This window comes from Tissierella carlieri, from assembly GCF_018917285.1.
Taxonomy (GTDB): domain Bacteria; phylum Bacillota; class Clostridia; order Tissierellales; family Tissierellaceae; genus Tissierella; species Tissierella carlieri.
On sequence record NZ_JAHLOH010000044.1, the window covers coordinates 1 to 11,936 of the forward strand.

An 11,936-nucleotide genomic window follows, 5' to 3' on the forward strand; every position below is an offset into this window, starting at 1 on the left:
CCAAAGGGAGTGTGCAAATTTGAGTTGCGAAACTGCATTCTTGGGTAGCTCAATGGCGGAGCAACCGGCTGTTAACCGGTAGGTTGTGGGTTCGAGTCCCACCCCAAGAGCCAAAGAAATATAAGGCAATGTATGCCGGGGTGGCGGAACTGGCAGACGCACAGGACTTAAAATCCTGCGACCCTTAAAGTCGTACCGGTTCGATTCCGGTCCTCGGCACCACAAAGATTATAAAATAGCTGTAAAGAACAGCATGACGCGGGATGGAGCAGTCTGGCAGCTCGTCGGGCTCATAACCCGGAGGTCGTCGGTTCAAATCCGGCTCCCGCAACCATTACATACCTTGTAGGGCTTGATTTAGTAGTCCTTTAGGATATAGGTTAGTCGTTACTTGTGATTAAATAAATGTGGCGGCGTAGCTCAGTTGGCTAGAGCATGCGGTTCATACCCGCAGTGTCAGCGGTTCAAATCCGTTCGCCGCTACCACTATAAAATTTATAAGGCCCCATGGTCAAGCGGTTAAGACATCGCCCTTTCACGGCGGTAACCCGGGTTCGAATCCCGGTGGGGTCACCATTTATGACCTAACCCAATGAGCAATAGCGAATTTGTAGGTAGGTCAAACGCAACGAGCACCAAATTTATATGACCGATAGGGAATAAATGAATTTGTGTAGCGAGACTGCGAAAAAACATATATGGGCGCATAGCTCAGTTGGGAGAGCACCTGCCTTACAAGCAGGGGGTCACAGGTTCGAGCCCTGTTGTGCCCACCATTTATGACCTAACTTAACGAACGATAGTGAGTTCTAGTAGGTCAAACGCAACGAACACCAAATCTATACGAGCATAGCGAGTAAATAGATTTGAGTTGTGAGACTGCGAAAAATTAATTGGCCTGGTAGTTCAGATGGTTAGAATGCCAGCCTGTCACGCTGGAGGTCGAGGGTTCGAGTCCCTTCCAGGTCGCCAATTAAGCTGGCGTAGCTCAATCGGCAGAGCAACTGACTTGTAATCAGTAGGTTGGGGGTTCAATTCCTCTCGCCAGCTCCAAAAAAACAAATAAGGAAGAGTACCCAAGAGGCTAAAGGGGACGGACTGTAAATCCGTTAGCTAAGCTTTCACTGGTTCGAATCCAGTCTCTTCCACCATTTTATGACCTAACTTAACGAACAGTAGTGAGTTCTAGTAGGTCAAACGCGACGAGTACCAAATTTGTATGACCGTAGGGAATAAACAAATTTGTGTTGCGAGACTGCGAATTTGTATATGCGGGTGTAGCTCAGTGGTAGAGCCCCAGCCTTCCAAGCTGGTTGCGAGGGTTCGATCCCCTTCACCCGCTCCAAAAAAATAATAAAATATGCGCCTATAGCTCAGCAGGATAGAGCAACGGACTTCTAATCCGTGTGCCGGGGGTTCAAATCCTCCTAGGCGCGCCAGTTGTTGGGGTGTAGCCAAGTCGGTAAGGCACTAGACTTTGACTCTAGCATTCCACAGGTTCGAGTCCTGTCACCCCAGCCATCAATTTTTTACAAAACAATTAAACATGATTCATTAGCTCAGTCGGTATAAGCAGGGGACCAAAATCATGGTTTTCGATTTTGAGTACATCTCTTAGTCCTTGATTGGTAAGTCTAATCAGAGAAGTATGTATCATCTGCTAACAAAATAATTTATCATGATCCATTAGCTCAGTCGGTAGAGCACCTGACTTTTAATCAGGGTGTCCCGCGTTCGAGTCGCGGATGGATCACCATGGAGAGGTACCGAAGCGGTCATAACGGGGCGGTCTTGAAAACCGTTAGGGTGCAAGCCCACGTGGGTTCGAATCCCACCCTCTCCGCCAAATTTGATTTAAATAAGTGTTCGTAAGAACCAATTATTTTTTATATGGAGAAGTACTCAAGTGGCTGAAGAGGCTCCCCTGCTAAGGGAGTAGGTCCTTCACGGGGCGCGAGGGTTCAAATCCCTCCTTCTCCGCCATGGTAGGGGCCTTTAGCTCAGTCGGTTAGAGCGCCCGGCTCATAACCGGTAGGTCCGGGGTTCGAGTCCCTGAAGGCCCACCATTACCATACATAGAAAATTGAGAAGTATTCATTGATTACTAATAAACTAAATTAACGTGCCCGGATAGCTCAGTCGGTAGAGCAGTAGACTGAAAATCTACGTGTCGCTGGTTCGATTCCGGCTCCGGGCACCAGTTTTGTATTTTTGGGCCTTTAGCTCAGTCGGTTAGAGCGCCCGGCTCATAACCGGTAGGTCCGGGGTTCGAGTCCCTGAAGGCCCACCATTAATTTAAAACTGTGGATTCAAATAAAGGGGTGTAGTTCAGTGGCAGAACGTCGGTCTCCAAAACCGAATGTCGTGGGTTCAAATCCTGCCACCCCTGCCATTTTGGAATCAAGAAAGCAATTAAAATTGACAAGCCTATACCATTGTAAGTAATAGGGGCGCATAGCTCAGTTGGGAGAGCACCTGCCTTACAAGCAGGGGGTCACAGGTTCGAGCCCTGTTGTGCCCACCAAAAATTTATTAGAGCTGATGGTATTATATGGGCTTGTAGCTCAGGCGGTTAGAGCGCACGCCTGATAAGCGTGAGGTCGGTGGTTCGAGTCCACCCAGGCCCACCAAAATGCTCAGAAAGCTAAGAACTTCAATATTATAGGGGCCTTTAGCTCAGTCGGTTAGAGCGCCCGGCTCATAACCGGTAGGTCCGGGGTTCGAGTCCCTGAAGGCCCACCATTTTAATAAAAAAACAGACCAAAAGGTCTGTTTTTTTATTATGAATAGGAAAATTCTATTTTAATCTTTAACATGTTTCGCTAGGAGCTTTCTTATTAGCTGAGTATATTTTTAAAAGTCTCTATGAGTACATTTTTAATATTATCAATACAATACTTTTTTTCAATCATTAGTATTAAAATACCTGCGGGTAGTTTATAGTCCGTAGCATCTTCGATATTTTCAAGCCCTTCTATTTTAGATATGTCTATATAAATACATTGTTCTTCTTCAGTAATAAACCCACGCTTAAATTCTATTGATATAGTGAAATTATTAAAATCTTCAGTTGTTATACTATAAATTTCACTATAATATTTTATATTATTTTCTAATAAAGAGTCTAGATTGCCATTGATATTTATCATATCACCACTTATTTGTATATTTTCGATGGTAAATTTTATAGTGGTGCTTTTAATATCAAGATAGAAGCTTTTTTTATCATCTAGTACATCTAATATTTCAATTATATCTAGCATATGAGCAAGATCATCATAATTATGTTTTAATATATTTTCTTTTAATAATGTATTCTTAGATACTATATAATCGTAGTAAAAAGCAATACAGTCACGACCAGAGTATTTGTCCTCTCTAATAAATCCTAAGCTAAGTTCTATGGTTTTTAGTTTTAAATTTGGCAGGTTTAGATAATATCTATTTTTCTTAATTATTTGATATAAATCAAAGGACTTTGCCTTATCAAATATATAATGAGTACCATATTTCTTTAAGCGATGCTCGATAAATGGTAAATCGAAAGACTCTCCATTAAATGTAATAATTTTGTCAAAAGTTGATATCATGTCTGTAAACTTTTCTAATAGTTCCTGCTCCTTATCCATATTATTTGCAAAGTATTGATTTAAAATCCAATTATTAGTTTTAAGATCATAATATAGAACCCCTATTAGGTAAATCATATCATTATTTCTATTTAACCCAGTGGTTTCAATATCTATAAAGCAAGTATTGGTATTTTTAAAATATTTTTCTAGATTTAAAGAATGAGAAATTATATTTGTTATAGTTTCCATAAAAAATTCACCCTAAGCCTTCATTATGTTATAATTATAATATTGATATTTTCATTATACCTTTAAATTGATATAAAATCAAAATTTGTATATAGAAATATTATAGGATTGAAAGGAGAGAAAACTAATAATGACTAATCTTGAAGAACATATCTCTAAAATGTCCAATGAAGAGATTAGAGATAATATAATGTCTCTGAATACAAAGCAACTTAAACTTATTAAAGAATCTAGTTATTTAAATGCTTTTAGCGCAATAAATACACTTAAAAATACATTAAAATATAAAATCAAGAATGATAATATGGAACTCACTAGTGAGATTAATTTATTAGATTATTATTTAAATAAGACTATCGGATTATTAGATAATTCTATTAAGTATGAATCAGACAATAATATAAAGCTAAAATTACAAGAAGTAATGGATATTAGACAAGAATTATATGAATTATCTTCAATTATAGATGGATATAGTATAGAGATAGCTTATGTAGGTGAATTAGCAGATCAACATGGAATTAAGATTTTATCTAATAAAGATTATGATAATGTTCCATATAGTATTAAAAAAGTGGAAGACTTAATAACCATGATAAATGAGGTATTAAGTAAATTTAAAGATGATTATTATAAATATATATATGTTATTTCACAAATAATCTCAATACTCCCTATGAGGTTAGTGAAAGAAAACTATTTTTCTATAGTTAAAAACACTATAATGAGAAATCTAAAGCCATATACTAAGTCACAGGTTGAAAGTCAAATTAATGAATATAAAAAGCAGTTTGATAGTTCTATAAGGGATGGATATGGTACAAAATTTGATTATTATTTTAGAGAGATTCAGAAGTTAAGGAATATAAATTTATCTGATAAAGACATAGATGGACTAGATGATATAGTAAAAGAAATAATGAGGCTTACTAAAGAAATCAATGAAATATTTGATTTTATATTAAGATTAGGTTTGATAAGCAATATGATTATAGTTATAAACTTAACTGATAGAATTGCTATCTCTAAAGAAATTGAAGATATATATTATAATTGGATAAAAGTTATATGGGATGAAGATAAGGAAAAAGCAGATGAACTAACAGATCAAATTGAAAAGAAAATTAAAGAAATTGAAGAAGAGATATTTGTGGACTTGGAAGAGTTTAACATATTGAATTCTGAGGCATTAAACAGAGAGGATTTTAGTTATGATGACTTAAACGAAGAGTTGCTATACACTAAAAAGACACTTACTTATTATAATGATGCTAAGCTATCAGATTATAATATATTATTTCCAGAAGATGAGAGCTTGATTACACAAGAGTATTTAGAACAGATTGTTGATTCTTTGATTCAATATATCAATAGATCTTTGAGTAAAATGAAAAACATAGAAAGAAAGGTTAGGATGAGAAAACTGCTATCTCATATAGAGTTGCCTTTTAACGGTATTGAAGAATTTAATAACTATATTAAGTATTCATTAGATAATAGGGTGCTACCTAAAGAAGAAATTAATTTTACCATAAGCTATATACTATATTTTTTGGAAGATTTACTGAATAGTAAACAGGAAATATAATAATTCTATAAAAGGGATGATGTTAATGTTAATGAATAAGATGAGGATGATATAGATGAGTATGGATAGTGGCATAAGAGGATTGAAAAAGGGTTTATTTACATTATGGAGACTGACAAAGATAATCGTTCCTGTATATTTTTTTGTTACATTTCTTAAAATGACTCCTATATTAGATATGATTTCAAAATGGTTTGAGCCCGCAATGAGTTTAATCGGATTGCCTGGTGAAGCATCCTTGGTCCTTGTATTAGGTAATTGCATTAATTTATATGCAGGTATAGGAGCAATTACTAGTTTAACATTAACAATTAAACAGATAACTATTTTAGCTGTTATGCTATCATTTTCTCATAGTTTATTTTTAGAAACAGCCGTTGCGAAAAAAACAGGGGTAAGTTTATTTTTTGTAGTGACTGTCAGACTTTTATTAGCAATAATGTCAGGCTTAATATTAAACATTATCCTATAGGAGGTAAATAGATGGACTTTTGGTTATATATTAAAGAAAGTTTTATTGGGGCTTTAGGTTCAGTAATTACGATGGCTAAAATTATTATTCCATTAATGATAATTATGGAACTCCTTAAGGACTCTAAAATATTAGATAAATTATCTGAAAAGATGAAGCCTATTGCTAAATTTTTTGATATATCCAATGCTGCTGTTTTTCCTTTAATTATAGGATTAATATTTGGATTATCTTATGGTGCTGGAGTTATTATAGAAAGTGCAGAAGAGAATAATTTAAGTAAAAAGGATTTATATACCTTGATGATATTTTTAATTGCTTGTCATGCAGTGATTGAAGATACACTTCTGTTTGTAGTGGTTGGGGCTAATCTTTGGTTTCTATTAGGCATAAGATTAGGTGTAGCGATAATTATCTCCTTATTTGCATCGAAAGCCTTGAAGAAGCTAGAGATAAAAAAACAACTTACTAAGGAAATAAGGGGAGAATGCTAAAAAGGTGCTAATTTAAGCACCTTTTAATTTCTTATTCTTGCTCTTCTTCCTCATAGAATTCTTCCGCTTCTAATCCTCTGAAACCCCTTTTACATCCAGGACGATCAGGTTTACCTGGATCTTCAATATCTCCTATACTATCTTCATCTATTTGTCTTGGGAATAGTGTTGGGAATGTTGTACAAATTGGTGAAGTTTCTGGAGAGATTTCAGTAAAGCCTGTTGAAAGTACACATAATTGAACAGGAACTACTATTTTCTTCTCGCAAGATATACAAAGTGCAATGATTAAATCTATTCTCACTTCTCCTGTCTCTGGATTTATGCGTATATCTCTAGCAATGCTATTGGTACCCAATCTTGTTTCACACAATATATTACAGAACTCTGCAAATCTTGGGAAGAATGCTGAGTCAAATACTGAAGGTATGCATAGTTCAAAGAAGTTGGTTAGTATTATAGGTGCATTAACTGGTGCAATAGGAACATTAGCACTTAAAGTAACGGTGCTTCTTCTTCCATTAGGACTTAGAACTAAGACATCAATTTCAATTAAAACATTACCTCTTAGTGCAATTCTTTGTGTACCAAATACTGGTGTACCTCTTCCTTCATCATCACATACAGTTGTATCAGCAAATATTAATCTTTGATTTCTGCATCCATCTGGACCTACGACCTCTACAAAGTTTCCTTGTGCATCTCTAACGAATTCTCCGCCTGAAAGGATTGTTTCAGGATCTACAACTAAATTACGAGGATCATTTACATTTGCAGGATTAAAAAATCTTCTACATCTAATATCTACTATTCTTATTATTCTCGAGCCTACAGGTAAGTTTGGAGTAAATCTAACGTTACTGACAGTACTTAAGGCTTGTAAGTTTACAAGGGTTGCATCATAAACTTTTTGTACAAAGATTGGTTCAGTTACTACTCTCCTCAGAGTACCATCCCACTCACAGCCCTTAGTTCCAACACAACATCTATCAGTAATATTCTGAGTTAAATCTTCTGGTAATATATTTGAATGCATTCTACTTCCTCCTTTTCAAATAATATAAATTTACTTCTCAATGATAATATATTCTGTCTGATATTATTCTGTTACAAATAAAAACTGTAATATAAGCTAGAAGAAGATAATATTCATTATTAAGGAGAGACAAATTAATATTGCTATTAAGAAAAGCAAGAAGGTGGTGTTTAAATGACATTTTTTACTGATCGATGGACTATTGCTGAAATTGGATCAAATAATACTATCTTAGTTAGGAAGTCCAAAAATAATATTTTATTAGAAAGAGTAGTAGGAGATACAAGTATTAATAGTAGAGAAATCATAGCTAGAGATGTTCTTGAGGAATATGATTTAGGAATTGATATAATGAATAATATTTATATATTATATCAAAGCAAAGAAGGACATCTTGTTCTAAATGTACTAAAGGAGAAGAAGAAAGAAGAAATACAACTTACATCTGAGCCATTACCAGAAGTATTTGAGTTGAACATCATAGTAAAGGATAAGATAATTCATATATTTTATCTTATAAGAATATCAGATGAGGAAATGAGGTATAGGATATACCATTACTATTATAATGAAAATAAGTGGAGCAATCATATAATTGAAGAAATTAGTGTAAATAAGGTACTAAACCCTATTAGATTAATGCAAACTGACAAGAGTATTTTATTATTATATTATAGTAATGATAAAAAAATAGAGCTAAAAGAATTTAGTATGGATAAATTAGTATGGAGCAATAATAGAACCTTAGTTGGAACGGAAAATGATAAATTATTTTTAGATGTGCTTAAGATGGATAATATTATTCATATGACTTATGGTGAATTTATAAGCGGAAGTTTAGTTATAAAATATAATCAATTCTCCTACGATGATGGAGAATATGAAAAAATTAGAGAACAGCATATATCAAATGAGGGAAGTCCATCTTATCCTAATATAATATTTTATGAAAATAAGTTATGGATCACTTGGGTAGAGTTAAATAAGATAATGAGCAGAAGTAGTGAAGATAAGGGGATGAATTGGGAACCAATAATATATATGTGGAAAGGATCAAGGGATATAGATTTTGTTAGATATAAGTATTTAACGACGATCTCTAAAGACAATGTTCTACTTCAGCATTCCTTTGGTAGCATATATCCAGAGGTAACATTTATGGGGTTTGGTCCCTTAGATAATGTGGTAGAAGTTCCTATAAAAAAAAAGAAATCAATAAGCATTCCAAGAATTTAGAAACAATAATAGAAGAACTAGAAGAAAAGGTAAGAAAATTAGAACAAAATATATTTGAAATTGAAGATTTTTTAAATCGTAGAACAAGAGGAACATATGGAAAAGAAAGAAAAAGGCCATTATAAGCCTTTTTCTTTAAAATATCATATAAATAGATTTTGCTCTATTATTTCTTTAATTTCATTCATATTATTCGTTAGACCTAATGCTAGCATAAGTTTTATTCTTATTTTTTGTCCAGGCAAATTCCCTCCAAAGATTACTCCTAATTCACGTAAATGCTTCCCTCCTCCTTCGTAGCCATAAGAATCTAAAACTCTACCCGTTGGGCATCTTGATACCATAACAACAGGTATATTTTTATTGATAGCTCTTTTAACCCCTGGTACCATTTTAGGAGGAAGATTTCCTCTGCCTAAAGCTTCAATAACTATACCCTTATATCCAGAGTCTATGTAAAAATTTAATATATCGGATTCAATTCCAGGAACGCATTTTATTAATCCCACTTTTTCTTCTATAATATTAGTATCAATAAATTGGTGGGATATCATATCTCTATAAAATATAACTTCATCATTATCTACAATTCCCAAAGAACCAAATTCCGGGGATTTAAATGTATCTAAAGATAATGTGTTTGTTTTGGTTACCTCACTAGCAGCATTTACCTCATTATTCATTACAACTAATACACCTTTATTTTTAGCTCTACTAGAGATAGCAGTACATAAAGCTGCTGACAGATTGCTAGAGCCATCATATCCAAGCTCAGAACTGTTTCTCATTGCTCCTACTACAACAATAGGCTTGTCTGTCTTAATTATTAGATCAAGGAGATAAGCAGTTTCTTCTAAAGTATCAGTACCATGAGTTACAATGACACCTGTAATATCCTCTCTAGCTATAGTTTTTTTAACTAAATTAGCTATTTCCATCATCATAGAAGGTGTAATATGGGGACTAGGTATGTTGGCATAGTTAATTACTTCAATTTCAGAGAAATTTTCTATATTTGTAACCATACTAATAATTTCTTCTGAGGTCAAGGCAGGTATGGCTGCATGAATACGGGGATCAATTTTCATAGAAATAGTACCACCAGTAAATATTATGGCTACTTTATTTTTATTAGACATATTATATACCTCCAATTAATTAAATTGATAATTTACACGCAATATTAATATAACATATTTTACAGCATTATTGGAATATAAAGAAGAATTATTACATAAAAAAAAAGACTCCACTTGGAGTCTTCACCCATTTTGGATGTAAATAAACCGTTCAAAAGGGGTATTGGGAATAGAGATCTTATTTGAGGTTACCAGGGGGATAACCACAATTAAATTATAGCAAATGTCGACAAAATATGCAACACTTTTTTAAAAAAACTTCAATATTCGACAAAAGATTTACATAATATAGAAATATTCTACTTTAATATAGTATATAAATCCTGTATAATAGTATAGAAGGAAATAGTATTTATAGGGGGTTTTAATATGAATAACAAATTTTTGGAATTGAGAGACGTATTATCAAAAAATAGTTTTGTAGTAAAAACATTTAATAATATTTCAGAAGCGAAAGAAGAATTACTATCCGAAATCAAAAAAGAAGAATCTATAGGTATAGGTGGTTCTATGACGATACAAGATATGGATATATATGATGATTTAAAAGATAGAGGTAATGAAATTTACTGGCATTGGAGAAAAGATGTTGAAGACGCAGCTGTAAAGGCTATAAATACAGATACTTATATTGCCAGCACAAATGCATTGACTATGGATGGTAAACTTGTAAACATGGATGGGACTGGAAATAGAGTGGCTTCTATGATATACGGTCATAAGGATGTATATATAGTTGTTGGAAAGAATAAAATATGTAAGGATTATGATGAAGCTAGAGAGAGAATTAAAAATATTGCAGCACCAATGAATGCTAAAAGATTGAATCTTAGCACTCCATGTACTCATACTGGAAAATGTATTGATTGTGATTCACCACAAAGAATTTGTAGATCAGAGGTTATAGTTCATAAAAAACCTGGAGGAACTAATATTCATATTTACTTAGTAGATGAGGAATTGGGATACTAAATAGAAGAGGTGTATAATATTTGATTTATTTGGATAATTGTTCCACAACAAGACCAAGAGAAGAAGTTGTAAATGTACTAATCGAGAGTATGAGAGATGATTTTGGAAATCCCTCATCTCTTCATAGACTTGGTATGAAGTCAGAAAAGAGGATAAAGCAGGCTAGGGAGTATATTGCTAGATATTTAAACGTAACTACCAATGAAGTTTATTTTACATCTGGAGGTACTGAAAGTAATAATATTGCTATTCAGAGTATTGTAAATAAGCTAGGTAAAAGGGGAAAACATATAATTACTACAAAAATTGAGCATCCTTCAGTATTGAATATAATGAAAAACTATGAACAACAAGGTTTTGATATTACCTACTTAAATGTGGATAATTTTGGGTATATATCTTTAGAGGAATTAAGAAATGCTATTAGAAAAGATACAATCTTAGTATCTATAATGCATGTGAATAATGAAATTGGTTCTATACAGCCTATTAATGAAGTAAAAAACATTATTAATTTAATAAATCCTAATATATTATTGCACGTAGATGGAGTACAAGGATTTGGAAAAGTAGATGTTTCTTTAAAAAATTGGGGTGTAGATAGTTATTCCTTTAGTGGACATAAGATATATGGGCCTAAAGGAATAGGAGGATTGTATATAGATAAGAAACATATTCTTTCTCCCATAGCGTTTGGGGGTAATCAAGAGAGAGGACTAAGATCAGGAACTGAAAATATAACAGGTATTATTGGTTTTGGTGAGGCTGTAAGGATAATGACACAAAAGTTTAAAGACGAATCTGATCATGCATTTAAGCTTAAGAAATATTTTGCAAGTAGAGTAAGAGAAGAAATTCAAGATATAAGATTTAATACGACCTTAGATGAAAAATCTTCGCCATATATATTAAATATATCATTTAATCATGTTAGAGGAGAAGTTTTGTTACACTATTTGGAAGATAAAGAGATCTATGTCTCTACGTCTTCAGCATGCTCATCTAAAGGTACAGAAAAGAGTCATGTTCTTAGAGGTATCTGTCTAAGCAATGAGGAGATAGAAGGAGCAATAAGATTTTGTTTCTCATATGAAAATACTTTGGAAGATATGGAAACTGCAGTTCAGATATTAAAGGAATCAGTATCTGAGATTAGACAAATAACTATGAGGTGATTA

Annotated in this window: 9 protein-coding genes and 22 tRNA genes; 28 read left to right on the forward strand and 3 right to left on the reverse strand. The window is 33.4% G+C overall.

Features of this window, described 5'->3' with window-relative positions:
• The first annotated feature begins 38 nt into the window (after positions 1–38).
• The 22 genes from KQI38_RS15015 (at position 39) to KQI38_RS15120 (ending at position 2,742) form a co-directional block, all read left to right on the forward strand.
• Positions 39–113, forward strand: a tRNA-Asn gene (locus tag KQI38_RS15015).
• Positions 114–134: 21 nt separating this feature from the next.
• Positions 135–222 (forward strand) — tRNA-Leu (locus tag KQI38_RS15020).
• A 35-nt stretch (positions 223–257) separates the two neighbouring features.
• Positions 258–334, forward strand: a tRNA-Met gene (locus tag KQI38_RS15025).
• Between the two features lie 75 nt (positions 335–409).
• A tRNA-Met gene (locus KQI38_RS15030) sits at positions 410–486 on the forward strand.
• Between the two features lie 15 nt (positions 487–501).
• Positions 502–576: transfer RNA gene (locus KQI38_RS15035), tRNA-Glu, on the forward strand.
• Between the two features lie 124 nt (positions 577–700).
• Positions 701–776 (forward strand) — tRNA-Val (locus tag KQI38_RS15040).
• A 119-nt stretch (positions 777–895) separates the two neighbouring features.
• Positions 896–972 (forward strand) — tRNA-Asp (locus KQI38_RS15045).
• Positions 973–977: 5 nt separating this feature from the next.
• Positions 978–1,053 (forward strand) — tRNA-Thr (locus KQI38_RS15050).
• Between the two features lie 13 nt (positions 1,054–1,066).
• Positions 1,067–1,151: transfer RNA gene (locus KQI38_RS15055), tRNA-Tyr, on the forward strand.
• 120 nt (positions 1,152–1,271) lie between these two features.
• Positions 1,272–1,345 (forward strand) — tRNA-Gly (locus tag KQI38_RS15060).
• A 17-nt stretch (positions 1,346–1,362) separates the two neighbouring features.
• Positions 1,363–1,439, forward strand: a tRNA-Arg gene (locus KQI38_RS15065).
• Between the two features lie 5 nt (positions 1,440–1,444).
• A tRNA-Gln gene (locus KQI38_RS15070) sits at positions 1,445–1,521 on the forward strand.
• Positions 1,522–1,680: 159 nt separating this feature from the next.
• A tRNA-Lys gene (locus tag KQI38_RS15075) sits at positions 1,681–1,756 on the forward strand.
• A 1-nt stretch (position 1,757) separates the two neighbouring features.
• Positions 1,758–1,846, forward strand: a tRNA-Ser gene (locus KQI38_RS15080).
• A gap of 46 nt (positions 1,847–1,892) precedes the next feature.
• A tRNA-Ser gene (locus KQI38_RS15085) sits at positions 1,893–1,983 on the forward strand.
• Between the two features lie 6 nt (positions 1,984–1,989).
• Positions 1,990–2,066, forward strand: a tRNA-Ile gene (locus tag KQI38_RS15090).
• Between the two features lie 58 nt (positions 2,067–2,124).
• Positions 2,125–2,200 (forward strand) — tRNA-Phe (locus KQI38_RS15095).
• Positions 2,201–2,213: 13 nt separating this feature from the next.
• Positions 2,214–2,290, forward strand: a tRNA-Ile gene (locus KQI38_RS15100).
• A gap of 27 nt (positions 2,291–2,317) precedes the next feature.
• Positions 2,318–2,392 (forward strand) — tRNA-Trp (locus KQI38_RS15105).
• Positions 2,393–2,448: 56 nt separating this feature from the next.
• Positions 2,449–2,524: transfer RNA gene (locus KQI38_RS15110), tRNA-Val, on the forward strand.
• A gap of 29 nt (positions 2,525–2,553) precedes the next feature.
• Positions 2,554–2,630 (forward strand) — tRNA-Ile (locus tag KQI38_RS15115).
• A gap of 35 nt (positions 2,631–2,665) precedes the next feature.
• Positions 2,666–2,742, forward strand: a tRNA-Ile gene (locus KQI38_RS15120).
• 95 nt (positions 2,743–2,837) lie between these two features.
• On the opposite strand, the gene KQI38_RS15125 is transcribed toward KQI38_RS15120, so the two are convergent.
• Positions 2,838–3,821 carry a ribonuclease H-like domain-containing protein gene (locus KQI38_RS15125; protein WP_216560883.1) on the reverse strand — a complete coding sequence of 328 codons (984 nt, stop codon included), beginning with the start codon at positions 3,819–3,821 and terminating at the stop codon, positions 2,838–2,840.
• 130 nt (positions 3,822–3,951) lie between these two features.
• Between KQI38_RS15125 and KQI38_RS15130 the strand changes: the two genes are divergently transcribed.
• Genes KQI38_RS15130 through KQI38_RS15140 form a run of 3 tightly spaced genes read left to right on the forward strand, consistent with a single transcriptional unit; the run spans position 3,952 to position 6,375 of the window.
• Complete coding sequence (locus KQI38_RS15130; protein WP_216560885.1) at positions 3,952–5,409, forward strand: hypothetical protein; 1,458 nt, start codon at positions 3,952–3,954, stop codon at positions 5,407–5,409.
• Between the two features lie 55 nt (positions 5,410–5,464).
• Positions 5,465–5,881, forward strand: coding sequence for a nucleoside recognition domain-containing protein (locus KQI38_RS15135; protein ID WP_216560887.1), 417 nt, complete (start codon positions 5,465–5,467; stop codon positions 5,879–5,881).
• Positions 5,882–5,892: 11 nt separating this feature from the next.
• Complete coding sequence (locus KQI38_RS15140; RefSeq protein ID WP_094904145.1) at positions 5,893–6,375, forward strand: nucleoside recognition domain-containing protein; 483 nt, start codon at positions 5,893–5,895, stop codon at positions 6,373–6,375.
• A gap of 31 nt (positions 6,376–6,406) precedes the next feature.
• Here KQI38_RS15140 and KQI38_RS15145 read toward each other — a convergent pair whose 3' ends face one another.
• Positions 6,407–7,411, reverse strand: a complete 1,005-nt coding sequence (locus KQI38_RS15145; protein WP_094904146.1) for a hypothetical protein — start codon at positions 7,409–7,411, stop codon at positions 6,407–6,409.
• Positions 7,412–7,585: 174 nt separating this feature from the next.
• Between KQI38_RS15145 and KQI38_RS15150 the strand changes: the two genes are divergently transcribed.
• A complete protein-coding gene (locus KQI38_RS15150) occupies positions 7,586–8,647 on the forward strand; it encodes a hypothetical protein (protein WP_216560889.1) in 1,062 nt (353 codons plus the stop codon).
• A 143-nt stretch (positions 8,648–8,790) separates the two neighbouring features.
• Here the strand turns inward: KQI38_RS15150 and KQI38_RS15155 are convergent, their stop codons facing one another.
• Positions 8,791–9,786 (reverse strand): asparaginase, encoded by a 996-nt coding sequence (locus tag KQI38_RS15155; protein WP_216560891.1) that lies wholly within the window; start codon positions 9,784–9,786, stop codon positions 8,791–8,793.
• Between the two features lie 369 nt (positions 9,787–10,155).
• On the opposite strand from KQI38_RS15155, the gene KQI38_RS15160 reads away from it, so the two are divergent.
• Together KQI38_RS15160 and KQI38_RS15165 are read left to right on the forward strand one after the other, a co-directional pair.
• Positions 10,156–10,758, forward strand: a complete 603-nt coding sequence (locus KQI38_RS15160; RefSeq protein WP_216560893.1) for a lactate utilization protein — start codon at positions 10,156–10,158, stop codon at positions 10,756–10,758.
• 29 nt (positions 10,759–10,787) lie between these two features.
• The gene (locus tag KQI38_RS15165; protein WP_246565876.1) at positions 10,788–11,933 is read left to right on the forward strand and encodes a cysteine desulfurase family protein; all 1,146 of its coding nucleotides are present in this window, start codon (positions 10,788–10,790) and stop codon (positions 11,931–11,933) included.
• Positions 11,934–11,936: the final 3 nt, after the last annotated feature.

What these genes read in the sequence shown, in the direction of transcription:
- KQI38_RS15125 (WP_216560883.1), bottom strand. Translation starts at nt 3,821, where the DNA reads ATGGAAACTATAACAAATATAATTTCTCATTCTTTAAATCTAGAAAAA.
- KQI38_RS15130 (WP_216560885.1), top strand. Translation starts at nt 3,952, where the DNA reads ATGACTAATCTTGAAGAACATATCTCTAAAATGTCCAATGAAGAGATT.
- KQI38_RS15135 (WP_216560887.1), top strand. Translation starts at nt 5,465, where the DNA reads ATGAGTATGGATAGTGGCATAAGAGGATTGAAAAAGGGTTTATTTACA.
- KQI38_RS15140 (WP_094904145.1), top strand. Translation starts at nt 5,893, where the DNA reads ATGGACTTTTGGTTATATATTAAAGAAAGTTTTATTGGGGCTTTAGGT.
- KQI38_RS15145 (WP_094904146.1), bottom strand. Translation starts at nt 7,411, where the DNA reads ATGCATTCAAATATATTACCAGAAGATTTAACTCAGAATATTACTGAT.
- KQI38_RS15150 (WP_216560889.1), top strand. Translation starts at nt 7,586, where the DNA reads ATGACATTTTTTACTGATCGATGGACTATTGCTGAAATTGGATCAAAT.
- KQI38_RS15155 (WP_216560891.1), bottom strand. Translation starts at nt 9,786, where the DNA reads ATGTCTAATAAAAATAAAGTAGCCATAATATTTACTGGTGGTACTATT.
- KQI38_RS15160 (WP_216560893.1), top strand. Translation starts at nt 10,156, where the DNA reads ATGAATAACAAATTTTTGGAATTGAGAGACGTATTATCAAAAAATAGT.